Genomic DNA, 21,567 nt, shown 5'->3' on the forward strand with positions numbered 1-21,567 from the left:
CTGGCCATGCTCAGGCTTCGCCCCGGTACGCTGCGATCCGCTGCTTCAGGCCGGGCCTCGCGACCGAGCGCACCAGGTCTGCGAGGTCGCCGTCTGCATCCCGTGCTGCGGTATTGCGCAGCACCAGCGCGACAGAGGCGGCGTCCAGCCGCCCGAAACGGGCGTTGATCGAATCTACCTCGGCAGCGAATCCGTCCGCCGAATCGACGACCGCAGTCAGCAGCCCGGTCGCCTGCGCCTGCGCGCTGTCGACCACCTCGCCGGACAGGAGGATCTCGCGTGCGGCCTGCTGTCCGATCAGGGCAGCCAGTGCCCGCGTACCGAGCGCGAGGCCGAACTGGAAGCCGGGAAAACGGAATCGCGCGGACGGCACGCCCACGCGGAACGTACAGGCGGCCGCCAGGTCGGCCCCTGCGCCGAACGCGCCGCCCTGCACGCAGGCGATGGTCACGCAAGGCATCGCGCGCAACTTCTGCAGCATCTGCTCGATCGCCACGAAACGCCAGAGCAGTTCACCCTCACCGAGCGTTTCGTAGCCGTTGAAGTCGAAACCAGCGCAGAAATTGCGTCCGCTACCTTCGAGCACCAGCAGCCGCGGCGGGTCGGCGGCGACGGCGTCGAGCGCCGCTCCGATGGCATCGACCATCTCCACATCGAGAGCGTTCGCCTTGTCGGCGCGGTCGAGGCGCAACGTGCATGCCCCCGCCTCGGACTGCGCAAGCAGCGTCACCCGAGCCATTCGCGCTGCACCTCCTCGTTGTGTTCGCCGAGGGCCGGGGGCTGGCGGTAAACACGGAAATCGAAGCCTGCGACCTGGACCGGAAAGCCGACCGTGCGCGTCTGCCGGCCGTTGGGCAGCGTCATCGGATGCACCAGCCCAAGGTGCGCCACCTGCGGATCGTCGAGGATCTCCGCATAGTCGTTGATCGGCGCATACGGCACGCCTCGCCGGTCGAACTCCGCGAGCCAGTGCGCCACCGGCTTCGTCCCGAACACCGGTTGCAACAGGTCGAACAGTTCGGCCTGGTTGCGGGCACGCTGCTCCTGTGTAGCGAAACGCTCGTCGTCCTTCAGGCCCTCGAAACCGACGGCCTCGCATACCGAATGCCACAGTTTGTCGTTACCCGCGGCGATCACGAACGGCGCGTCCGATGCGTGGAATCCGCGATACGGCGCATTGCGCGGATGCGCCGATCCGAGCGGCTGCGGGATGCGGCCGGTGCCGAAGAACTCGCTGGTCTGCAGTTGCGCGATGCCGAGCAGGCCACCCAGCATCGAGCAGTCGACCCGGGTGCCCTGGCCGGTCGTGCGTGCAGCCATCACCGCTGCCAGCGTCGTGTAGGCGGCGTAGAGGCCGGCGACGAAATCACCGACCGGTACACCAGCCTTGACCGCAGCGCCCCCCGGCTCGCCAGTGACGCTCATCAGGCCGCTGACAGCCTGGATCGTCACGTCGAAGGCGCCGCGTCCGGCATACGGCCCGGTCTGTCCATAGCCAGTGAGCGACGTGTAGACAAGCCTCGGAGCCTGCGCACGCACCGCATCGTAGCCGAGTCCCAGCCGATCGAGCACGCCGGGCCGGAAGTTCTCGACGATGACGTCTGCAACCGCCGCCAGCCGGCGCAGCCCGGCAACGGCCTCGGCATCCTTGAGGTCGACCGCGATGCTGCGCTTGTTCCGGTTGACCGATGCGAAGTTCTCGGAATACCGGCCAGCCGATGCATCCGGCCCTTCGCTCATCGGCGGCCAGCGGCGCATGTCGTCACCGCCGTCGGGCTTCTCGACCTTCACCACATCGGCACCAAGGTCGGCCAGCAGCATCGCGCAGAACGGGCCAGCGGCGATCTGGCCGAACTCGAGCACGCGGACGCCGGACAGGGGGCCGGAATGACCGGCAACCGGCGGCGTACTGGCGGATGAATCGGCGGGGCCGTCGGCAGTCATGCGTCGTGCGAGGCTGAGGGGATCGAAGCGGGGATCGGAACGTGGAACATGCCGGAGTTTAGTGGATTGCCGCACCGATGGTATCGTGCGCGCAACGAGGAGAATCCCATGGTCCGATACCTCAGTGAAGCCGACATCCGGTCGGTACTGACGATGCCGATGGCGATCGAGCGCGTCGAACAGGCGTTCGTCGATCGCGCGAACGGCAAGGCCTTCGACATCGCGCGCCGGCGCACGCGGCAGCCCGGGGGGCACCTGCACATCGTGCAGGGTGCCGCGCCGGAGATCAACACGATCGGCTACAAGGCCTACTACGTCCGCCCCGATCGCTCGCGTACCTTCCTGGTCCACCTGATCAACCATGCGCAGGGCAACCTCGAGGCAATCCTCGAAGCGAACTGGATGGGCCGGATGCGAACCGGTGCGGCGACCGGCGTGGCGGCCAGGTATCTGTCGCGCCCGGAATCGTCCGTGGTCGGGCTGTTCGGCTCGGGCCAGCATGCGGTGACCCAGCTTGAAGCCACCTGCGCGGTGCGCGACATCCGCGAGGTAAAGGTGTTCGGCCGCAACGCAGAGCGGGTGAAGGCGTTCTGTGAAGAGATGTCGGAGAAGGTCGGCACCACGGTGCGCCCCGCCGCCTCACGCGAAGAGACGGTGCGCGGCTCCGACATCATCGTCACCATGACCCGATCGGACGAGCCGCTGTTCGACGGACGCTGGCTCGAGCCGGGCCAGTTCATCTCGGCGACCGGCGCCAATGCACTGAACCGCCGGGAGATCGATCTCGCCAGCGTCAAGCGCGCTGACCTGATCGTCGTCGACTCGGTCGAGGTGGCCGCCGGCGAATGCGGCGACCTGCTCGCCGGGGTGGAAGCCGGCATCATCTACTGGGAGAACATCCCGACGCTGGGCGATGTCATCATCGGCCGCCGCCAGGGGCGCACCTCGCCGGAACAGGTAACGCTGTACGAATCGCACGGCATGGCGCTGCAGGACCTGTATACCGGGCGCCGGGTACTCGAACTCGCAGCCGCGAAAGGAATCGGCACCGAACTGCCGATGGGATGAACAGCATCTGGAGGACGCATGACGGACGGAAAAATCACGATCGGATTCATCGGCCTCGGCAACATGGGCAGGCCGATGACCACCCGCCTGTCGGGCGCAGGCCACAGGCTGCTGCTTCTCGACATCGACCGCACGCTCACCGAATCGCTGGCGAAGGAACTCGGGCAGCAGGCAGCGGGTTCGCCCGGGGCGATCGGCGCCGCCTGCGACGTCGTGATCACCATGCTGCCCGACGGCAGGACGGTGCAGCGGGTGCTGCTCGGCGAAGCCGGCGACGGCACCGGCGGGGTGGCAGGTTCGCTCAAGAAGGGGGCGACCGTGATCGACATGAGCTCGTCCTCGCCGGTGGGGACGCGCGAACTGGGCGAGCAGCTGGCGAAGATGGACATCCGCTTCATCGACGCGCCGGTGTCGGGAGGCGTGCGCCGCGCGGTGGACGGCACGCTGGCGATCATGGTCGGCGGCGATGAAGCGGCGATCGAGGCGATGCGGCCGGTGTTCGCGCCGATGGGCAAGCCGCTGGTGGCCGGCGGCCTGGGCGCCGGCCACGCGATCAAGGCGCTGAACAACTACGTATCCGCCGCCGGCCTGCTTGCCGCATGCGAGGCCGTGCGCGCGGGCTCTCGTTTCGGGCTCGACCCCGCGACGATGGTCGACATCATCAACGCCTCCACCGGCGTGAACAACAGCACGCTGGTCAAGATGAAGCCGTTCGTGCTTTCCGGCACGTATGCCGACGGCTTCGGTCTGGCGCTGATGGCCAAGGACCTGCGCACCGCACTCGAGGTGGCCGACGCCACCGGCATGCAGACCGCGCTCGCAGAGACGGTGGTGCGCGTGTGGAACGAGGCGGAGCAGAAACTCGGCGCGACGAAGGACACCTCCGTCCACCATACTGCGATCGACCGCTACCTCGGCCTGCTCGAAGGCGACTGACGCATCCTCAGCCCATCGCCTTCATGATCGCGTAGAGCGCATCCTGCGCCTCGAAGCCGATGCCCGGGCGATCGGGCAGCCGCAACCAGCCGGCCTCGACCTTCGCATCATCGGCGAAGCCGGCGAACGCACCGAACACACCAGGATAGGCTTCGCAACCACCCAGCCCGAAGCCACCGACGATATGCAGCGTCATCTGGTTGCCGCCGTGCGGGAACACCCTGCTGCGGTCCCAGCCGTGCCGCTCCATCATCTCGAGCGTGCGTGCGAACTGCACGATGCCATAGCTCTGGGGCACGTCGATCTGGATGAAGTCGCGCGCCGGCTGAAGCCCGCCGAAGCGGATCAGGTTCTCGATGTCCTGAGTAGAGAAGAGGTTTTCGCCCGTGCCGATCGCCGCGCCGTACGTGCCGGAGAACTCGGACAGCAGCGCATAATCGAGCGGATCGGTCGGCTCCTCGAACCACTTGAGCTGGTAGCGGCCGAGTGCCTTGGCATAGGCGAGGGAGCGGGCCCGGTCGAAGCCGGCATTGGCGTCGACCGCGAGCCGCTTCGAATCGCCGACCAGTTCCAGCGCAGCCTCGACCCTGCGGATATCCTCTTCGAGCGAGGCACCGCCGACCTTGATCTTCATCACGTCGTAGCCCTGGCCGAACTTCATCCGGATCTCGTCCAGCAGTTCGGGGATGCCCTTGCCGGGCTCGTACCAGCCGCCGCCGACGTAGCACGGAATCTTCTCCAGCCTGCTGCCACCGCTGTAGCGCTCGGCAAGCACCCGGTGCAGCGGCTTGCATTCGATCTTGGCGACGGCATCCCAGACCGCGACTTCGATGGTGCCGATCGCGACCGAACGTTCGGTATGGCCACCGGGCTTCTCGCGCTGCATCATCGCGGCGAGCACCTTCCCGGGATCGATGTTGCCGCCAGAGGCGTCGAGCAGCGACTCGGGGTCTGCCTTCAGGATGCGCGGGATGAACCGGTCGCGCATCTGGGCCCCGCACGCGTAGCGGCCGGTGGAGTTGAAGGAATAGCCGACCACCGGCCGGCCGTCGCACACCTGGTCGGTGTACACGGCGACCACAGAGGTAGTCATCTCGCTGAAGTCGAACACCGCATTTCGAAGGCTGGAGTTGAGCGGTACGGCAACTTCTCGGATGTCGGTGATGCGCATGGCAGTCGTTCCGTCCAGGGTTGATCGGGTCTAGCAGTCGTCGAAGCCCGGCCCGGTGCCGGCCGAGGCGCGCCGCTGGCGCCGCATCTCGAACAGGCAGACCGCAGCCGCTGCGGCGACGTTCAGGGATTCCACGTCGGGGGCCTGGTCGATCGCCACCAGCGCGCCGCACTCGGCTATCGCCGCCTCGACAGGCTCGCCCAGCCCGGCACCCTCGTGGCCGAACACCCAGGCGCAGCGCGGCTGCAGGTCGATCGAATCGAGCGTGACCATCGCATGCGACGAGGTACCGTAGGCCGGCACCCCCAGCGAGCGGCAGCATTGCGCCAGGTCGTCGACGCTGGCGAGGTTGAGCAGCGCATGTGCGCCCATCGCGGCGCGTATCACCTTCGGCGACCAGAATGCCGCGGTACCGGGCCCGGCCACCGCGTGGCCCACGCCAGCGGCGGCGCAGGTGCGCAGGATCGCTCCGACGTTGCCAGGGTCCTGGATGCGGTCGAGCAGCACCACATCCTGCCCGCGCATGGCATCGAGGTTACCCTCGCGCGGCATGATCTCGGCCACCAGCCTGGACGGCGAGTCGAGGCCCGACAGCTGGTCCAGCAGCGAGGCCGGGAAAGCGAGGATCTCGATGTGCCGGGCACGTGCATCGTCGAGTACACGGGTCACGCCAGGCCAGCGTGCCGGCACCTCGAGCGCGGCCGCATCGACCGCAAGGGTAGTCACCGGATGATCCCGCTCGAGCCAGGCTCCGATCAGGTGATCGCCTTCGAGCAGCGTACGGTTGGAACGGGTGCGCTCGCGCGGTTCGGTCGCCAGCCGGCGCAACCGCTGGAACGTCGGGTTCGCCCGCGACGTGATCTGGATGACGTCACTCATCGGCCGATGATAGCAACCGGCATGGTCGGCGTGCGCTCAAGGGCCGGCATCCGCACCCGCGATGCCGACCGTGCCGCGGCCACGCGCCTATACTCGACCAGCGAACGACCCGCCCGCAGCCAGCCGCCACACCTGCGGGCCAGCCCGCTTCAACCACAGGAGACATACGCATGACGATCTCGATGTACACCGCCTCGGTCCCCGTGTTCACTCGTAACCTCGCCAACCTCGCCGCGATCCTCGACAAGGCAGCCGCGCACTGCGCCGCCAGCAACATCACCGAGCCGGCGATGCTGCAGGCCCGCCTGTTTCCGGACATGTTCACCTTCACGAAGCAGGTGCAGGTCGCGGCCGACTTCGCGAAGGCCGGCGTCGGCCGCCTCGCCGGCGCCGAGCCGCCGAAGTTCGACGACGCCGAGCAGTCGTTCGCCGAGCTGAAGGCCCGCGTCGAGAAGACCATCGCCTACATCGACACCTTCACTGCCGCGCAGATCGACGGCAGCGAAGAGCGGCAGGTGTCGTACATGATGGGCAAGTACCCGATCGACATGAAGGGCCAGGCGTACCTGCTCGGCTTCATCTTGCCGAACTTCTACTTCCACTATACGACCGCGTACAACCTGCTGCGGCACAACGGGCTGGCGATCGGCAAGGGCGACTTCATCGGGCGGGGGTGAGCGGCGGCGTACCTTGCTGATCGGTTCCGGCTGGCGGGGGTGGGGTTCCCCCCGGCTGGCTCCGGTTGGCACAGTCGCCTGCCGGGGGGAACCCCACCCCCGCTTCCTGCGCACTGCCCGGCCGGCACGCGCCGTTGGGGTGGAGGAGGAATGTGGCGGCATCGCGGGCGTGCCGAGACGACAGCCTCCCGTCGCTCAGGGCACCCAGCCAACGCACCGGAAATCGCTGGCCCGGCCTGTCGGGGGGTGTCGTCGGCGGGGCGCCTGCGCCAGCCTAAGCCCCGCCGACGACACCCCCCGGCAGGCCCCGCGCGCCTCCGCACGCAGAGCCAACCTGCGCAAGCCGAAGCCGGAACGCTACGACTTCAAGCCCGCCGCCCGTATCACCTTCGCCCAGGTCTCGATCTGCGCCTGGATGTAAGCAGCGAACTCCGCCGGCGAACTGCCCACCGGCTCGAAGCCCTGCGCGATGAGCTTGTCGCGCATGTCCGGCGTACCGATGATCTTCACGGTCTCGGCATGCATCCGGTCGATCACCCCGCGCGGCGTCGCCGCCGGAGCAAGCAGGCCGTACCAGGTTGCCGCGTCGTAGTTCGGCACTCCCGCCTCGATCATCGTCGGCAGGTCGGGCAAGGCCTGGGAACGCGCACGGGTCGTGACAGCGACTGCGCGCAGGCGACTGGCCTTCACCAGCGGCATCGCCGCCGGCGTGGTCGCAAACATCAGCTGCACCTGCCCGCCCATCAGGTCGGCCAGTGCTGCGCCACCGCCCTTGTACGGTACGTGCAGCATGTCGATCTTCGCCAGGTTCTTCAGCAGTTCGCCGGCGAGATGCGAGGACGTGCCATTGCCGGCGGAAGGGAACGCGAGAGCCCCGGGTTTCGCCCGGGCCAGCGCGAGCAGTTCCTTGACCGTCTTCACCGGCAGCGCCGGGTGCACGACCAGCACGTTCGGCGTGATCGCCACCTGGGAGATCGGCGCGAAATCCCTGACCGGATCGAACGGGACTGGCGCCAGGCTCACGTTGATCGCATTCGGCGCCACGTTGCCCATCAGCAGCGTGTAGCCGTCGGGGGCAGCGCGCGCGGCGACTTCGGTGCCGATGTTGCCGCCCGCCCCGCCGCGGTTGTCGATCACCACCGTCTGTCCCAGCGCTTCGCTGAAGCGCGGCGCCAGGAGGCGCGCGACGATGTCCGTGCCACCGCCGGGCACGAACGCGACGATCATCCGGACCGGCTTCGACGGCCACGCCGTCTGTGCCGCGGCGGGTGCCGACGCAGCGGCTGCCGCAGCCAACACGACCGCCCGGAAAGCGGCCGACCTCGATACCTGCCTGCCCTGCATCATGTCCATCCGTTTCCCGTTCAACCGGGCAGCGGCAGGTGCACCGCGCCCCCCGAGGCGACCGAAGCTTCGATCGCCAGCGTTGCTTCGAGTGTCGCACGGGCGGTCCGCGCATCGGGCAGCACGCATGGCGATCCGAGCACCAGGAAATCGAGCCACGCCCGCGTCTCGTTGGCGATCGGCCCCCAGAACTCGCCCAGCGCCCAATCGCCGGGCGTGCCGCTCTGCAGGAACACCATGTTCACGTTGTGGTCGGGCAGGTATACGTGCGGCATGCCCTTCTCGGAATACATCAGCTGGTCGGTGTGGTCGTCGTCGAGGATCATCACGCCCTGGTCGCCGATCAGTTCGACGCGCGCGGCATGGCCCAGCGCCGGGTACATAGATGGAAGCGCATAGCTCACGGTGAGGTTGGCGACGGTGCCGCGCTCATAGGTCAGCAGCGCGAAGTCGACATCGTCCGCCGCATGGCCGGCAGCCGCGAGCACGCCCTTCTGGCCACGCGCATACACCTCGCGCAACGGCTCGCCGTCGAGGAACCAGCCGATCAGGTCGACGTAGTACGTCAGCGCATCGACCACCGGCGTCGCATGGGGGTTGCGCCCCATCATCGCCAGCGCCTGCGCTCGCGAGTTGTATACGCGTGCCGAGGCGCCGAGGACCTTCCCGATCCGCCCCTGCAGGATCTGCTCGCGTGCGATCAGGTAGCGATCCTTGTAGCGGCGGCTGTAGCCGACCCGCAGATCGGTGCCCGCCTTCTGCGCCGCGGCGATCACCCGGTCGGCATCGGCGAGCGTGAGCGCGACCGGCTTCTCGACCAGCACCGGCTTGCCCGCGGCGATCGCGCGCAGCACCGGCGCCAGATGCTCGCCTTCCGGCGTCGACACGATCACTGCATCGACCTCGGGATGGTCGATGATCGCGTCGTTGTCGGTACCATGCAGCGCGGCACCGCAGAGCCCCGCCGTGCGCGCCGCGTTCTTCGGATCGCTGTCCGACACGGCGATGAACCGCACGCCGGCGTGCTTCGCCGCGAGCCGTGCACGCAAGGTACCGATACGGCCCGCGCCGATGATGCCCAGGCCGATCGGTTTCATCATTCCACCTTGATCCCGGCGTCCTTGATGACCTTGGTCCACTGGGCGATCTGCTGCTTCACGTAGGCCGCGAAGGCCTGTGGCGTGTCGCCGACCGGCTCGAGGCCCTGCGCCAGCAGGCGCTCGCGAACGTCAGTGGTCGCCAGCGCCTTGAGGATGTCGGCGTGCAGCCGGGCGACCAGCGCCGGCGACGCACCGGCCGGCAGGAACACCCCGTTCATGTTGTCGGTGACGAAGTTCGTGAAGCCCTGCTCCACCATCGTCGGCACGTCCGGAAGGCTGGCCGAACGCTTCGCGCTGGTGATCGCCAGCGCGCGCAGCTTGCCGGCCTGCACGTGCGGCACCGCCGGCGGCTGTGCCATGCAGCCAACCGGGTTCTGGTTGCCGACCACCGAGGTTGTCGCAGGGCCGGCGCCACCGTAGGGCACGTGCTGGATGTCTGCACCGGTCATCGCCTTGAACATCTCGCAAGACAGCTGCGGCGTGGTACCGAGCCCGGGCGAGGCATAGCTGAACTTGCCCGGCTGCGACTTGACCAGCGCGACCAGTTCCTTCATCGACTTCGCGGGAACCGACGGATGCACGACGAACAGGTTCGGCGAGGTCGCGGCATTGGTCACCGGCACGAAGCTCTTGAACGGATCCCAGCGCAGCTTCTCGTACAGCGCCGGGTTCACCACGTAGCTGGAGCTGGTGACCAGCACGGTGTAGCCGTCGGGCGCGGCACGGGCGGCGATCTCGACGCCCAGGTTGCCGCCGGCGCCGGCGCGGTTGTCGATCAGCACAGTCTGGCCCCACAGGTCCCCCAGCCGCTGGCCGAGCAGCCGCGCCACGATGTCGGTCGGGCCGCCGGGCGCGAACGGGACGATCATGCGTACGGGCCGGGAGGGGAATACGTCCGCACCCTTGCCCTGCGCGAGCGCAGGCGCTGCCGGCATCAGGGAGGCTGCGCCCAGCAGCGCACCGGTTGCGATGATGGCCCGCCGTGCGGGTCGATTCGTCTTCACTTCGTTCTCCTCGTTGGATGCGCCGGGACGGAAGGCCCCAGGATCAGTCTGACTTGATGTTCGACGCGCGGATGACCTTGCCGTACATCTCGACCTCCTCGCGCACCTGGCGCGCGAACTGGGCTGGCGTATTGGCCACCGGCTCGAATCCGAGCGGCCCGAGCCGGTCCTGGACGTCGGGCAGCATCACGATGCGGGCAATCTCGGCGTGCAGGCGGTTGACGATCGCCACGGACGTGCCGGCCGGTACGAACACGCCGGTCATCAGGTCGTTGACCAAGCCGGGAAACCCGCTCTCGACCATCGTCGGCACGTCGGGATTCTGCTTCCAGCGCTGGGCGCTGGTCACTGCGATCGGGCGCAGCGCACCCGATTTCAACTGCGGCTGGGCCGGTGGCAGGCCGAGGCAGCCGATCGGAGTCTGGTTGCCAACGATCGAGGTCACTGCGGGCGCTGCCCCGTTGAACGGCACATGCTGGATGTCGATCTTCGCCGCCACGCGCAGCATCTCGCAGCTGAGGTGTCCGGTGGTGCCGGTCCCGGGCGATGCATAGCTGTACTTGCCGGGATTCGCACGCACCAGCGCGATCAGTTCGGCCAGGTTCTTCGCGGGTACCGATGGATGCACGACCAGGATGTTCGGCGTGGTGTTCGCGCGGGTCACGGCGATCAGATCCTTGAACACGTCGTACCCGGGCTTGCTGAACAGGGTCTGGTTGACCACGACCGAACTGCTGGTGAACAGCACCGTATGTCCGTCGGGCGGAGCCTTGGCGGCCAGTGCCATGCCGATGTTGCCGCCCGCCCCGACGCGGTTGTCGATCACGACCGGCTGCCCCCAGGCATCGCTCATCTTCGGTCCGATCACCCGCGCCGCGACATCGGTCGGCCCACCCGGCGCGAAGGGTACGATGATCCGCATCGGGCGCGTCGGGAACCCGGTGTCCGCAGCCGAGGCGCCAGCCAGCGGCAGCATCGCGCAAGCGACCACGATCGCCGTGCAGACGCCCACGCGCCACCCGCCCGTACCTGCAGCCGCCGCGTCCTGCAATCCGCAGGTCGGCATCGCTGTCACTGTCACCGTCTCCATTGCCATCCCCATCGCATCAGTCCATCTGCAGTTTCGCGGCCTTGATCACCTCGGCCCAGCGCTTGTATTCCTCGCGGATGAAGCGCGCGGTCTCGGCCGTGGTGCTCTTCATCGGTTCGGCACCGATGCTGGACAAGCGCTCACGAACTTCCGGTTCGAACATCAGCCGCGACAGTTCCGAATTCATGCGATCGACGATCTGGCGCGGCGTCTTCGCCGGAAGGAAAACGCCGTACCAAGTCAGCACCTCGAGTCCGGGGAAGCCCGCTTCGGCAATGGTCGGGATCTCCGGTGCGTTCGGCACGCGGGCCGGGGTGAGCGTCGCGAGCGCGCGCAGCTTGCCCGCCCTGACCTGCGCCAGAGCGGCGCCGGTACCGATCGTGATCAGGTGCACGTTGCCGGCGACGGTATCCATCATCGCGGTGGCCGCGCCCTTGTACGGCACGTGCACCATGCGGGTGCCGGTACGCACCGCGAGCAGTTCGGTGCCGAGGTGGTTGGACGTCCCGACGCCACCGGAGCCGTAGCTGATGCGGTCCGGATTCGCCCTGGCATAGGCGACCAGTTCCTTCACGTTCTGCGCCGGCAGGGAGGGATGCACCGCCAGCAGGTTCGGGATCCAGGCGACGAGCGATACTGGTTCGAAGTCCTTGAACGGGTCGAAGCCGAGCTTGCGATACATGCTCGGGCTGATCACGAAGCCCGGCGCGACCAGCACGGCGGTATAGCCGTCCGGCGCGGAGCGCGCGACGATCTCGGCACCGAGGTTGCCGCCGGCGCCGGGACGGTTGTCGGTGAGCACCGGCTGGCCGATCGCATCGCCCAGCCGGATCGCCAGGGTACGGCCAAGGATGTCGGTACCGCCGCCGGGAGGGAACGGCAGCACCAGCCGCACCGGCTTGACCGGCCAGGCGGGCTGAGCCTGGACGGCGCCGGCGCAAAGCAGCGCCAGCGCGCCGATAGCGGCGGTCGCGGCGGTGGCGGCGGTCGTGGAACCGGGTCCGTGGTTACGCATCTGATTCTCCTCCGTGCAGGCGCGACTGCCGGTGCCCAGGAGGCAGTCAGTGGCAGCTCGGCCTGCGGCGGTTGTTGTTGCCGCGTATTGTGCCGCAGCCCGCGCTCAGCCGGGGAAGCGGCGCTCCAGTTCGGCCACCTGGGAGGGGTCGAGCAGGCGCGTGCGCCGTCCGTCGAGCAGCAGCATCAGCCGGGCGGTCTGCTCGAGTTCCTCGACCGCATTGACCGCGGCCGCCAGCGAGCGCCCGGCCACCACCGGACCGTGGTTGGCGAGCAGGATCGAATGGTGCTTCGACGCGACCCTGCGTACCGCCTCGGCCAGCGCGCCATCGCCAGGCGGAAAATAGGGCACCAGCGCCAGCCGCCCGACCTGCATCACCGCATAGGCGGTGATCGGCGGAAAGACATTGTCCGGATCGATGCCGTCGAGGCAGGAGACCGCGACCGAATGCACCGAATGCAGGTGCACCACCGCGCCGCAGTCCGCGCGCTCGCCATACATCGACAGGTGCAGGAAGCTCTCTTTCGACGGCGCGTCGCCATCGACCAGCCTGCCGTCGGCATCCAGCCGCGACAGGCGCGCCGGGTCGAGCCGCCCGAGGCACGAGTTGGTCGGCGACATGAGCCAGCCATCGGACACCTTCACGCTGAGGTTGCCGGCCGATCCGTGCGCAAGCCCCCGGTCGTAGAGCGACCGGCCGAGCATCACGAGTTCTTCGCGCAGGCGATCTTCGTTAGGCGCGTTCGACACGTTCAGCATGGCAGGATCCTTCCGTTCGATGGCCCGGTCCGCGCTCAGCCGGCGAAGTCCAGTGCCGCGCTGAAGAAGTCCGGGTCTCCGAAGTTACCGGACTTCAGCGCGAGCCACATCGGCCGGCCGCCCTCGGCCGCGGTCCACGGCACGCCCGGTGCGATCACCGGCCCGATGCGCAGGGCCGGGATGCCGAGTGCCCCGACCACTGCACCCGAGGTCTCGCCGCCAGCCACCACCAGCCGGCGCACGCCGGCGTCGACCAGCCCGCAGGCGATGCGCGCCAGCACCTGCTCGACCCGCAGTCCTGCATCCTCGCCCAGCAGCCTGCGCGCTTCGGCAACCTGCTCCGGGGAAGCGCTCGAACACACCAGCACCGGGCCGGCGGCGAGCTTCGGTCGTGCCCAGTCCAGCGCCTGCCGCACCGCGCGGTCGGCATCGTCCAGTGCCGCGGGATCCACGAACCACGACGGTGCCACTGCGGACATGCGAGCCACCTGCTCTCGCGTCATCGCCGAGCAGCTGCCGGCGATCACCGCGCGATGCCCATCGACAGCGGGCAGCGCAGCACTGTCGATCGATGGCACCCAGCCGCGCGCGCGGAAGTTGGCTGGCAGCCCCATCGCCATGCCGGACCCGCCGGTGACCAGCGCCAGCTCGGCGCAGGCCTCGCCCAGCGTCATCAGGTGGCGCTCGCTCAGCGCATCGGCGATCGCGATCCGCACACCACGCGCCTGCAGTGACTGCATCTCCGACACGATGGCGGCCGCGCCCTTCTCCACCGCCTCGTAGCCGACCAGCCCAGCCTCGCCGCGCATCTGGCGCGACAGCACTCGCACCAGCGACGGATCAGTCATCGGATTGAGCGGATGGTCGCGCATGCCCGACTCCGACAGCAGCCGGTCGCCGACGAACAGGTAGCCTCGGTAGACGCTGCGGGCATTGGCCGGGAACGCCGGACAGGCCAGCGTGAACCGCGCGTCGAGCGCATCGAGCAGCGCTTCGGCCACCGGGCCGATGTTGCCTGCGTCGGTCGAATCGAAGGTCGAGCAGTACTTGAAGAAGAACTGCCGGCACCCGGCCGCCCGCAGCCAGCGCAGCGCCACGAGCGAGCTGGCAACCGCGTCGGCTGCCGGGATCGAGCGCGACTTCAGTGCGACCACCAGTGCATCGGCCTGCGGCACCGGCATGTCTGCGGCCGGCTCGCCGAGCAGCACGACCGTGCGCATGCCCTGCGCGACCAGCGTGCTGGCGAGGTCGGTGGCCCCGGTGAAATCGTCCGCGATGCAGCCCAGCTGCAGGCCCGGCGATGGCGCCATGCCCATCGTCCCGCTCAAGCGAGCGCCGCGACGACCCGCTCGGCGAACAACCGGGTGTTGCCACGGCCGCCGAGGTCGCCGGTGCGTGCACCGTCGTCGGCCAGTGCCGCATCGACTGCCGCGGTGATCGCCTGCGAGGCTTCGACCAGCACGGGCTTCGAATGCTTCACCCCGAGCCACTCGAACAGCATCGCGGTCGACAGGATCATCCCGGTGGGATTGGCGATGCCCCTGCCCGCGATGTCCGGCGCCGACCCGTGCCCCGCATTCGCCACCGCGTGGTCGTCGCCGGCATTGAGCGCCGCCGCCAACCCGAGGCCGCCGGAGATCGCGACCGCGGCATTGGACAGGATGTCCCCGAACATGTTGGTGAGCAGCACCACGTCGTGCCGCTCCGGGCGGCTGTACAGTTCGGCGGCCATCGCATCGACATCGAACTCGTGGAATTCCACGCCGGGATTGGCCTTCGCGGCGGCGTAGGCCTCCTCCATGAACAGCCCGTCGGACATCTGCAGCACATGCTGCTTGCCCACCGCCGTGACCTTCTTCCGACGGCGCAGCGCCCACTCGAACGCGACCCGCGAGATGCGGCGCGACGCATTGCGGGTGATCTTGCGCACCGAGATCGCGAGGTCTGGCGTGGGCATGAACTCGCCGATGCCCATGAACATGTTGCGATCGGAATAGAAGCCTTCGGTGTTCTCGCGTACGACGAGAAGGTCCATGCCGCGCCGTGCGTCGGGAACCGCCGCACGCGAGCGCGCCGGTCGCAGGTTCGCATAGAGGTCGAGCCGCTTGCGGATGGTGCCCGGCACGTTGATGCCGCCCTTGTCGCGCGGCGGATAGAGCGTCATCCCGCACGGACCGAGGATCACGCCGTCGGCCGCCACCGCTTTCTCGATCGCCTCGTCGGTCAGCGTGGACCCGACCTTGCGAAAGCTCGGCATGCCGACATCGACCGTCTCGAACAACAGGCCGAGGCTGAATCGGCGCTCGGCCGCATGCACCACCTGCATGGCGGCCTCGACGATCTCCGGCCCGATGTCGTCACCGGGCATCACGACGATGTTCATCTCTGCTCCATCAGCCGGCATGCCGGCGGTTGTGGTTGCTTCCGATATGCCGGCCGTGGTGGCCTGCGCCGTGATGCGGCACTGTTCATTCGGCCTTGATCTTCGCCTGCTCGACCACCGCCGCCCAACGACGGTATTCGGATTCGATACGCTTCACGAACCGTTCGGGCGAGCCGCCAGAGACGACCATGCCCTGGTCCGCCAGCTGCTTCTGCAGGTCGGCATCCTTGAGCGACCGGTTCACCGCCTCGTTCAGGCTGTCCACCACCGGCCTCGGCGTGTCGCGCGGCGCCAGTAGCCCGAACCAGAGGTCTACCTCGAAGCCCGGCAGCGTATCCGAAATGCGCGGCACGTTCGGCAGCGCGGCGGACGGCTCTGCCGTGCTCACCGCCAGCGCCCGCATCTTGCCCGACTGGATCAGCGGCAGCACCGGCGGCAGGCTGCCGAGGATGAACTGGCAGGCACCCGACATCAGGTCGGCAATCGCAGAGCCGGTGCTCTTGTAAGGCACATGGGTGAAGCGAACCTTCGCCTGCGCGGCCATCATCTCGGTGGCCAGGTGGGTGATGCCGCCGATGCCGCTGGATGCGTAGCACAGTTCGCCCGGCCGGTTGCGCGCAAGCCGGAAGAACTCGGGCATCGTCTTCACCGGCAGCGACGGATGCACGGCCAGGACGAACGGCACGTAGCCGATCTCGGCCACGCCGCGGATGGTGCGGATCGGGTCGAACGCCGGCTTCTGCAGCGCGGCCGATGTCGAGAAGCTGCCCGACATGATGATGATCGAATAGCCGTCCGCAGGCGCCTTGGCCAGCAGTTCCATGCCGATCAGCCCACCGGCCCCGCCCCGGTTCTCGATCACGAACGACTGTCGGTACTGCTCCTGCAACTTGAACGACACCTGCCGGGCGATGATGTCACTGCCGCCGCCGGGGGCGAACGGTACGATCACCCGCACCGGCTTGACGGGCCAGGCCTGGGCAGACTGCGCAAGCACCGGCATGGCCATGAGGGCTCCGATGGCAACGCAGACCGCTGCGGCCGCTGCTGCCGCAAACCCTGCACCTGCCGCTTCCGCGCGCATCGATCGCATCCCCCCTGCCTGCATGACCCGCCTCCCGCTGTCCGTCATTCGACCTGCATGTTCGCCGCCTTCACCACCTTCGCGAACTTCGCGATATCGGTGGCGATCAGCTGCCCGAACGCCTCGGGCGTGCCACCGAGGGTGACCGCGCCCAGCCCCAGCAGCCGGTCGCGCACGTCGGCGAGCTGCAGCACCTTGTTGATCTCGGTGTTCAGCCTGAGCACGATCTCGCGCGGCGTGCCGGTGGGCAGCATCGCGCCGTACCAGGTCGATGCCGCATAGCCCGGCACGCCCGCCTCGGCGATGGTCGGCACCTCCGGCAGCACGCCGGCGCGGCGCTCCTCGGTGGTGGCGAGCACCCGCATGCGGCCGGACTGGATGTGCGGCAACGCGACCGGCATGGTGTTGAAGCCGACCACCACCTCACCGCCGACGATGGCCGCCGCCGAGGGCGCACCGCCCTTGAACGGCACGTGCAGCATCTTCACCCCGGCCATCATCGCGAACATCTCGCCGGCGAGGTGTTCGGGGCTGCCTGCGCCGGAAGAAGCGTAGGCGATCTCGCCTGGCCGCTTGCGCGCCAGCGCCATCAGTTCCTTCACCGACTTCACCGGCAGCGACGGTGTCACCACCAGTGCCTGCGGCACCGAACCGATGCCGGCGAGCGGAATGAAGTCGCGCTCGAGGTCGTACTTCAGGTTGCGGTACAGCGACTTGCTGACCGCGTGCGACACCGAGATGAACAGGACGGTATAGCCATCGGGTGCCGCCTTGGCTGCGATCTCGGCCGCCAGGTTCGCGTTCGCGCCCGGACGGTTCTCGACCACCACCTGCTGGCTCAGCGCCTCGGCCAGGCGTACCGCCACCGCCCTGGCCATGATGTCGGTACCGCCGCCCGGCGCGAAACCGACCAGGAAGCGCACCGGCTTCGACGGATAGGGCGCCTGCGCCCAGGCCACGCCGGCCGGCAACAGCGAAGCGGCCGCCAGCGCGCCGCACAGCCTGTTCGATATCGAGCCATTCATCGCGTCGATGCTCCTTCGGTCGGAACGTACTCGGCGGCGCAGTAGCTGCCGCCATGGAAGCGAACGGCCGGGCTGTCGGGCGCACCGAGCGTGGCCTGCTCCAGTTCGGCCGCCCACTGCTCCGCATCCTGGACCGGCACGTAGCCGATGCGCGCCGCATCGGGGCTGTGCCACTTCGTCCGGCGGTTCGCCGACACGCCGTAGACGATCGCGAAACCGTATGCGGGCGCCTCGATCGCACAGCGCACCAGTGCCGCCATGTCGCGATGGCCGATCCAGGTCGACAGCTGGCGCGCATCCTCCGGCCGCTCGCGAAACGATCCGATGCGCAGACAGCAGGCATCGACTGCGTACTTGTCGGTGAACATCCGGCACAGCGCCTCGCCGAACACCTTCGACACGCCGTAGCGCGAATCGGGCCGCACCGGCTCGTCGATACCCAGTTCGCGCGTCGCATCGTGGTAGCCGATCGCGTGGTTCGAACTGGCAAACACATAGCGCCGGACGCCGGCCGCACGGGCCGACTCGAACAGGCCGAGCGTCGCCACGATGTTGTCCGGCAGTATCCGGTCCCAGCCGTCCTCCTTCGGGATGCCCGCCAGGTGGACGACGCAGTCGATGCCCTGCACCGCCGCGGATGCGACCGCGGGATCGAGCAGGTCGCCGGTGATCACCTGGTCGGTTGCATGCCGCGGCGCCACCGGCACCCGATCGGCCAGACGCAGCAGCGGATAGCGACCGGCGAAGGCCTGGTGCAGGCATCGTCCGATGCCACCGCCTGCACCGGTCAGAAGGACGCGCGGCAGCATGCCTGGTCGCTCGGCCCCGGCCGTCATCGCTCAGGACTCCGGTTGCACGCCTGCGGCGCGGATCACCTGCCCCCAGCGGTCGACCTGGCCCTTGAGATACGCCGCAGCCTGCTCCGGCGATGAACCCACGGGCTCGCCGCCATCGGCCGCGACCCGCTTGCGCACGTCGGACTGCTCGATGAAGCGCGCGGTCTCTTCGTGCAGGCGCGCCACCACCGCGCGCGGCATCTTCGCCGGCCCGAGCAGCATCAGCCACGACGTCGCCTCGAAACCGGGCACGCCACTCTCGGCGACCGTCGGCACGTTCGGCAGGATGCCGGAGCGCTTCGCCGACGTGACGGCCAGCGCACGCAGCTTGCCGGACTGGATCATCGGCTGCGACGACAGGATGGTGGTCGCGATCATCTCGATCTGTCCGCCGAGCACGTCGGCCAGCGCCGGCGCCGCTCCCTTGTACGGCACGTGGATCATCTCGATCTTCGCCAGATTGGACAGCATCGCACCGGCCAGGTGCGGGCCGGTGCCGATGCCCGACGAGCCGTAGCGGATGCTGTTCGGCTTCGCACGCGACGCCGCCACGACGTCCTTGATCGACTCGAACGGCGAGGCGACCGAGGCGACGAACACGCGCGGATTGATCGTCACCAGGCTGATCGCAGCCAGGTCGCGCAGCGTGTCGAAGGGCAGCTTACGGCTGAGCGATGCATTGATCGCCAGCGATTCGTTGGCGAGCACGATGGTGTACCCATCGGGCGGTGCCTTCGCCGCCATGTCATGGCCGATGTTGCCGCCTGCGCCGGGCCGGTTGTCGACGACGAACGACTGGTTGAAGCCCTCGCCCAGCTTGTGCGCGACCAGGCGACCGGTGATGTCCGAGGCAGCGCCCGGCGCGAACGGCACGATCAGGCGAACCGGACGCGCTGGATAGCTCTGGGCCGCGGCCGGGACCGGCGGCAGCGCCAGCGCGGCGGCGATCGCGATCGCACTGGCTGCCACCGGCAACATAGGGCGCACAGGAGTGCGCATCGGATCAGCGTTCATCGAATCCTCCTTTGTGTCCGGCGTCTGCGCGCCGGACCCGGTCACCCTGCCGAGCCCGGCCCGGCGACCGCGTTCCATGGCAGTGCGGGAGCGCACTGCCCGTCCGAAGCTCATTCGTCGAAGAAGGCGGCGAGCTTCTCGTAGGTCTCGTCCGGCGCCTCTTCCATCGGATAGTGCGCGCACTGCAGCTTGTGGAAGCCTCGGATGTCGGTCGCATAGTGCGGCCAGGCATCGACTGCGCTGAACTCGCGCTGGGTGTGGCTCTTCTCGGCCCACATCACGAGCATCGGGCAGGTGACGCGCCTGCCCGCCTCCCAGTCGGCGGTATCGAGCGGGAAGTCGACCGAAAGGGTGGCCCGGTAGTCTTCCGACATGCCGTGGATATGCTCGGGCGTGCAGCAGCGCACGTACTCGGCCATCGTCTCTTCGCTGAACTTGCCCTCGCCCTGCTTAGCGAACTTGCGGCGGATGTAGTACTCCTCCTTGCCTTCGAGCAGCTTCTCCGGGAAGTCGAACGGCTGGGCGAAGAAGAACCAGTGGTACGAATGGGCGGCGTAGGTCCACTTCATGTTGTTGAGTTGCCAGTGCGTCGGGATGATCTCGATGCTGGCGAACTTCTTCACCTTTTCGGGATGATCGAGCGCCATCCGGTGCGCCGTACGCGCGCCGCGATCGTGTCCCGCCACCATGAACTCGTCGAAGCCCAGCACCTTCATCACGTCGATCATGTCCTGGCCCATCCGCCGGAACGAGTAGTTCGTGTGGTCGGGCAGGCCGCGCGGCTTGTCGCTGTCGCCATAGCCGCGCAGGTCTGCGCAGACGACGGTATAGCGGTCGGCCAGGCGCGGCGCGATCTTGTACCAGGTGACATGGGTGAGCGGATTACCGTGCAGCAGCAGGATCGCCGGACCCTTGCCGCCGACGCGCAGCTTGATCCGGCAGTCCGGATCGCTGGTCGGCACCATCATTTCCCGAAAACCTTCGAACATGCATTCCTCCCGTTGACCTGGAGCAAGTTTGCATTTTCAAGCGCACAAATGCAAACTGAAACACCGCCATCGATGCCCGCCGGGCCGACTGCTCCCTCCGGGTCCGTACTACCCATGACCGACAGCACACGATACTTCAGCTCCGACGAGCTTGTTTCCTTTGGCACCGGAATGTTCATCGCGCACGGCCTTCCGGCCGAGGATGCCGCCATCGTCGCCCGCGACCTGGTCGCCGCCGACCTGCGCGGCCTCGCCTCGCACGGTGTCGCGCGCATCCCGATCTACTGCAAGCGGCTGCGCGCGAAGGCGATCAACCCGACGCCGACCTTGAAGATCGATCGCCCGGCAGCGGCCGTGGCCTCGATCGACGGCGACGACGGCATCGGCTTCGTGGTCGGCCATCGCGCGATGGACGAGGCCATCGCCATCGCCCGCACCACCGGCATCGGCATGGCCGGCATCCGGCGCAGCACGCACTACGGCATGGCCGCCCTGTACGTGATGCAGGCGATCGACGCCGGCATGGTGTCGATGGCCTTCACCAATTCGTCCCCGGCCATGCCGGCCTGGGGCGGACGCACCAACTTCCACGGGGCCGCCCCGCTCGCCGTCGGCGCGCCCGGCGGCAAGCGGGGCGATTACGTACTCGACCTGGCGATGACCGTGATCGCGCGCGGCAAGATCCGCCTGGCGGCGAGCAAGGGCGAACCGATCCCGCTCGGGCTCGCGCTGGACAACGAAGGCCGGCCGACCACCGACGCGCAGGCAGCGTTCGAGGGCGTTTTGCTGCCGTTCGGCGGCGTCAAGGGGTCCGCCATTGCATTCATGATGGACATCTTCTCGGGCGTGCTCACCGGCTCGGCGTTCGCCGCCGGCGTGAAGAGCCTGTACTTCGACTTCTCGGGCCCGCAGGACGTCGGCCACCTGTTCATCGCCTTCCGTCCCGACCTGTTCATGCCGATGCAGCAGTACCGCGACCGGATGGACGAGATGGTCGCTCGCGTGAAGGCGATGCCGCGCGCGCAAGGCTGCGACGAGATCCTGATCCCGGGCGAGCCCGAGGCGCGCACCGCGGCCCGGCGCGCGGTCAGCGGCATCCCGGTCACCGCAGACGTGATCCGTGCGCTGGCCGAGGAAGCTGTCGGCGCGAAGGTCGCGCTGCCCGATGGTCGTGGACAGGCCTTCGACGCAGCCTGAAGCGCGAAGCTGCCAGCCGCCCTCCGATGCACCGATCCCTGCCGAGCACGAT

The 21,567-nt window shown here is 68.4% G+C and carries 21 protein-coding genes; 4 read left to right on the forward strand and 17 right to left on the reverse strand.

The genetic code is table 11. From position 1 onward, the window contains the following. Nucleotides 1–10 precede the first annotated feature (10 nt). Nucleotides 11–739, reverse strand: a complete 729-nt coding sequence (locus ING98_10070; GenBank protein ID MCA3102210.1) for an enoyl-CoA hydratase/isomerase family protein — start codon at nucleotides 737–739, stop codon at nucleotides 11–13. Continuing rightward, nucleotides 727–1,944 (reverse strand): CoA transferase, encoded by a 1,218-nt coding sequence (locus ING98_10075; protein ID MCA3102211.1) that lies wholly within the window; start codon nucleotides 1,942–1,944, stop codon nucleotides 727–729. The genes ING98_10070 and ING98_10075 overlap by 13 nt, the downstream gene beginning before the upstream one ends. A gap of 108 nt (nucleotides 1,945–2,052) precedes the next feature. Here ING98_10075 and ING98_10080 point away from each other — a divergent pair, with 108 nt between their 5' ends. After that, on the forward strand, nucleotides 2,053–3,012 hold the full coding sequence (locus ING98_10080) for an ornithine cyclodeaminase family protein (protein MCA3102212.1): 960 nt from the start codon (nucleotides 2,053–2,055) through the stop codon (nucleotides 3,010–3,012). An 18-nt stretch (nucleotides 3,013–3,030) separates the two neighbouring features. Further along, on the forward strand, nucleotides 3,031–3,948 hold the full coding sequence (locus ING98_10085; GenBank protein ID MCA3102213.1) for an NAD(P)-dependent oxidoreductase: 918 nt from the start codon (nucleotides 3,031–3,033) through the stop codon (nucleotides 3,946–3,948). A 7-nt stretch (nucleotides 3,949–3,955) separates the two neighbouring features. Here ING98_10085 and ING98_10090 read toward each other — a convergent pair whose 3' ends face one another. Together ING98_10090 and ING98_10095 are read right to left on the reverse strand one after the other, a co-directional pair. Further along, nucleotides 3,956–5,119: a mandelate racemase gene (locus ING98_10090; protein ID MCA3102214.1), complete on the reverse strand. Its 1,164-nt coding sequence runs from the start codon at nucleotides 5,117–5,119 to the stop codon at nucleotides 3,956–3,958. Between the two features lie 30 nt (nucleotides 5,120–5,149). Continuing rightward, a complete protein-coding gene (locus ING98_10095; protein ID MCA3102215.1) occupies nucleotides 5,150–5,998 on the reverse strand; it encodes an RNA methyltransferase in 849 nt (282 codons plus the stop codon). 170 nt (nucleotides 5,999–6,168) lie between these two features. Here ING98_10095 and ING98_10100 point away from each other — a divergent pair, with 170 nt between their 5' ends. Continuing rightward, entirely contained in the window at nucleotides 6,169–6,675 is a 507-nt protein-coding gene (locus tag ING98_10100; protein ID MCA3102216.1) for a DUF1993 domain-containing protein, read from the forward strand. A gap of 357 nt (nucleotides 6,676–7,032) precedes the next feature. On the opposite strand, the gene ING98_10105 is transcribed toward ING98_10100, so the two are convergent. The 13 genes from ING98_10105 to ING98_10165 all read right to left on the reverse strand — a co-directional run bounded on the left by ING98_10105 (nucleotide 7,033) and on the right by ING98_10165 (nucleotide 20,297). Further along, nucleotides 7,033–8,019: a tripartite tricarboxylate transporter substrate binding protein gene (locus ING98_10105; protein MCA3102217.1), complete on the reverse strand. Its 987-nt coding sequence runs from the start codon at nucleotides 8,017–8,019 to the stop codon at nucleotides 7,033–7,035. 20 nt (nucleotides 8,020–8,039) lie between these two features. After that, complete coding sequence (locus ING98_10110; GenBank protein MCA3102218.1) at nucleotides 8,040–9,116, reverse strand: Gfo/Idh/MocA family oxidoreductase; 1,077 nt, start codon at nucleotides 9,114–9,116, stop codon at nucleotides 8,040–8,042. Further along, nucleotides 9,116–10,123 (reverse strand): tripartite tricarboxylate transporter substrate binding protein, encoded by a 1,008-nt coding sequence (locus tag ING98_10115; protein ID MCA3102219.1) that lies wholly within the window; start codon nucleotides 10,121–10,123, stop codon nucleotides 9,116–9,118. The genes ING98_10110 and ING98_10115 overlap by 1 nt, the downstream gene beginning before the upstream one ends. 43 nt (nucleotides 10,124–10,166) lie before the next feature. Then, nucleotides 10,167–11,189 carry a tripartite tricarboxylate transporter substrate binding protein gene (locus ING98_10120; GenBank protein ID MCA3102220.1) on the reverse strand — a complete coding sequence of 341 codons (1,023 nt, stop codon included), beginning with the start codon at nucleotides 11,187–11,189 and terminating at the stop codon, nucleotides 10,167–10,169. A 40-nt stretch (nucleotides 11,190–11,229) separates the two neighbouring features. Then, nucleotides 11,230–12,228: a tripartite tricarboxylate transporter substrate binding protein gene (locus tag ING98_10125; GenBank protein ID MCA3102221.1), complete on the reverse strand. Its 999-nt coding sequence runs from the start codon at nucleotides 12,226–12,228 to the stop codon at nucleotides 11,230–11,232. A gap of 105 nt (nucleotides 12,229–12,333) precedes the next feature. Continuing rightward, nucleotides 12,334–12,987 carry an aldolase gene (locus tag ING98_10130; protein MCA3102222.1) on the reverse strand — a complete coding sequence of 218 codons (654 nt, stop codon included), beginning with the start codon at nucleotides 12,985–12,987 and terminating at the stop codon, nucleotides 12,334–12,336. Nucleotides 12,988–13,022: 35 nt separating this feature from the next. Further along, nucleotides 13,023–14,303: a four-carbon acid sugar kinase family protein gene (locus ING98_10135; protein MCA3102223.1), complete on the reverse strand. Its 1,281-nt coding sequence runs from the start codon at nucleotides 14,301–14,303 to the stop codon at nucleotides 13,023–13,025. Between the two features lie 8 nt (nucleotides 14,304–14,311). Beyond that, complete coding sequence (locus ING98_10140) at nucleotides 14,312–15,370, reverse strand: isocitrate/isopropylmalate dehydrogenase family protein (protein MCA3102224.1); 1,059 nt, start codon at nucleotides 15,368–15,370, stop codon at nucleotides 14,312–14,314. An 85-nt stretch (nucleotides 15,371–15,455) separates the two neighbouring features. Further along, a complete protein-coding gene (locus ING98_10145; protein ID MCA3102225.1) occupies nucleotides 15,456–16,379 on the reverse strand; it encodes a tripartite tricarboxylate transporter substrate binding protein in 924 nt (307 codons plus the stop codon). A 119-nt stretch (nucleotides 16,380–16,498) separates the two neighbouring features. Further along, nucleotides 16,499–17,479, reverse strand: coding sequence for a tripartite tricarboxylate transporter substrate binding protein (locus ING98_10150; protein ID MCA3102226.1), 981 nt, complete (start codon nucleotides 17,477–17,479; stop codon nucleotides 16,499–16,501). Beyond that, on the reverse strand, nucleotides 17,476–18,315 hold the full coding sequence (locus tag ING98_10155; GenBank protein ID MCA3102227.1) for an NAD(P)-dependent oxidoreductase: 840 nt from the start codon (nucleotides 18,313–18,315) through the stop codon (nucleotides 17,476–17,478). Before ING98_10155 ends, ING98_10150 begins: the two co-directional genes overlap by 4 nt. Nucleotides 18,316–18,318: 3 nt before the next feature. Further along, a complete protein-coding gene (locus tag ING98_10160; protein ID MCA3102228.1) occupies nucleotides 18,319–19,329 on the reverse strand; it encodes a tripartite tricarboxylate transporter substrate binding protein in 1,011 nt (336 codons plus the stop codon). 110 nt (nucleotides 19,330–19,439) lie between these two features. Further along, nucleotides 19,440–20,297, reverse strand: a complete 858-nt coding sequence (locus ING98_10165) for an alpha/beta hydrolase (GenBank protein MCA3102229.1) — start codon at nucleotides 20,295–20,297, stop codon at nucleotides 19,440–19,442. Nucleotides 20,298–20,432: 135 nt separating this feature from the next. Between ING98_10165 and ING98_10170 the strand changes: the two genes are divergently transcribed. Next, complete coding sequence (locus tag ING98_10170; GenBank protein MCA3102230.1) at nucleotides 20,433–21,515, forward strand: Ldh family oxidoreductase; 1,083 nt, start codon at nucleotides 20,433–20,435, stop codon at nucleotides 21,513–21,515. Nucleotides 21,516–21,567 lie beyond the last annotated feature (52 nt).

Source organism: Rhodocyclaceae bacterium (genome assembly GCA_020248265.1).
Classification (GTDB): domain Bacteria; phylum Pseudomonadota; class Gammaproteobacteria; order Burkholderiales; family CAIKXV01; genus CAIKXV01.

Coding starts and splice junctions, on each gene's coding strand:
- ING98_10125 (MCA3102221.1), bottom strand. CDS start 12,228: ATGCGTAACCACGGACCCGGTTCCACGACCGCCGCCACCGCCGCGACC.
- ING98_10095 (MCA3102215.1), bottom strand. CDS start 5,998: ATGAGTGACGTCATCCAGATCACGTCGCGGGCGAACCCGACGTTCCAG.
- ING98_10160 (MCA3102228.1), bottom strand. CDS start 19,329: ATGAACGCTGATCCGATGCGCACTCCTGTGCGCCCTATGTTGCCGGTG.
- ING98_10085 (MCA3102213.1), top strand. CDS start 3,031: ATGACGGACGGAAAAATCACGATCGGATTCATCGGCCTCGGCAACATG.
- ING98_10135 (MCA3102223.1), bottom strand. CDS start 14,303: ATGGGCATGGCGCCATCGCCGGGCCTGCAGCTGGGCTGCATCGCGGAC.
- ING98_10140 (MCA3102224.1), bottom strand. CDS start 15,370: ATGAACATCGTCGTGATGCCCGGTGACGACATCGGGCCGGAGATCGTC.
- ING98_10145 (MCA3102225.1), bottom strand. CDS start 16,379: ATGGCCATGCCGGTGCTTGCGCAGTCTGCCCAGGCCTGGCCCGTCAAG.
- ING98_10165 (MCA3102229.1), bottom strand. CDS start 20,297: ATGATGGTGCCGACCAGCGATCCGGACTGCCGGATCAAGCTGCGCGTC.
- ING98_10100 (MCA3102216.1), top strand. CDS start 6,169: ATGACGATCTCGATGTACACCGCCTCGGTCCCCGTGTTCACTCGTAAC.
- ING98_10130 (MCA3102222.1), bottom strand. CDS start 12,987: ATGCTGAACGTGTCGAACGCGCCTAACGAAGATCGCCTGCGCGAAGAA.
- ING98_10110 (MCA3102218.1), bottom strand. CDS start 9,116: ATGAAACCGATCGGCCTGGGCATCATCGGCGCGGGCCGTATCGGTACC.
- ING98_10075 (MCA3102211.1), bottom strand. CDS start 1,944: ATGACTGCCGACGGCCCCGCCGATTCATCCGCCAGTACGCCGCCGGTT.
- ING98_10155 (MCA3102227.1), bottom strand. CDS start 18,315: ATGACGGCCGGGGCCGAGCGACCAGGCATGCTGCCGCGCGTCCTTCTG.
- ING98_10105 (MCA3102217.1), bottom strand. CDS start 8,019: ATGCAGGGCAGGCAGGTATCGAGGTCGGCCGCTTTCCGGGCGGTCGTG.
- ING98_10090 (MCA3102214.1), bottom strand. CDS start 5,119: ATGCGCATCACCGACATCCGAGAAGTTGCCGTACCGCTCAACTCCAGC.
- ING98_10120 (MCA3102220.1), bottom strand. CDS start 11,189: ATGCCGACCTGCGGATTGCAGGACGCGGCGGCTGCAGGTACGGGCGGG.
- ING98_10150 (MCA3102226.1), bottom strand. CDS start 17,479: ATGAATGGCTCGATATCGAACAGGCTGTGCGGCGCGCTGGCGGCCGCT.
- ING98_10170 (MCA3102230.1), top strand. CDS start 20,433: ATGACCGACAGCACACGATACTTCAGCTCCGACGAGCTTGTTTCCTTT.
- ING98_10070 (MCA3102210.1), bottom strand. CDS start 739: ATGGCTCGGGTGACGCTGCTTGCGCAGTCCGAGGCGGGGGCATGCACG.
- ING98_10080 (MCA3102212.1), top strand. CDS start 2,053: ATGGTCCGATACCTCAGTGAAGCCGACATCCGGTCGGTACTGACGATG.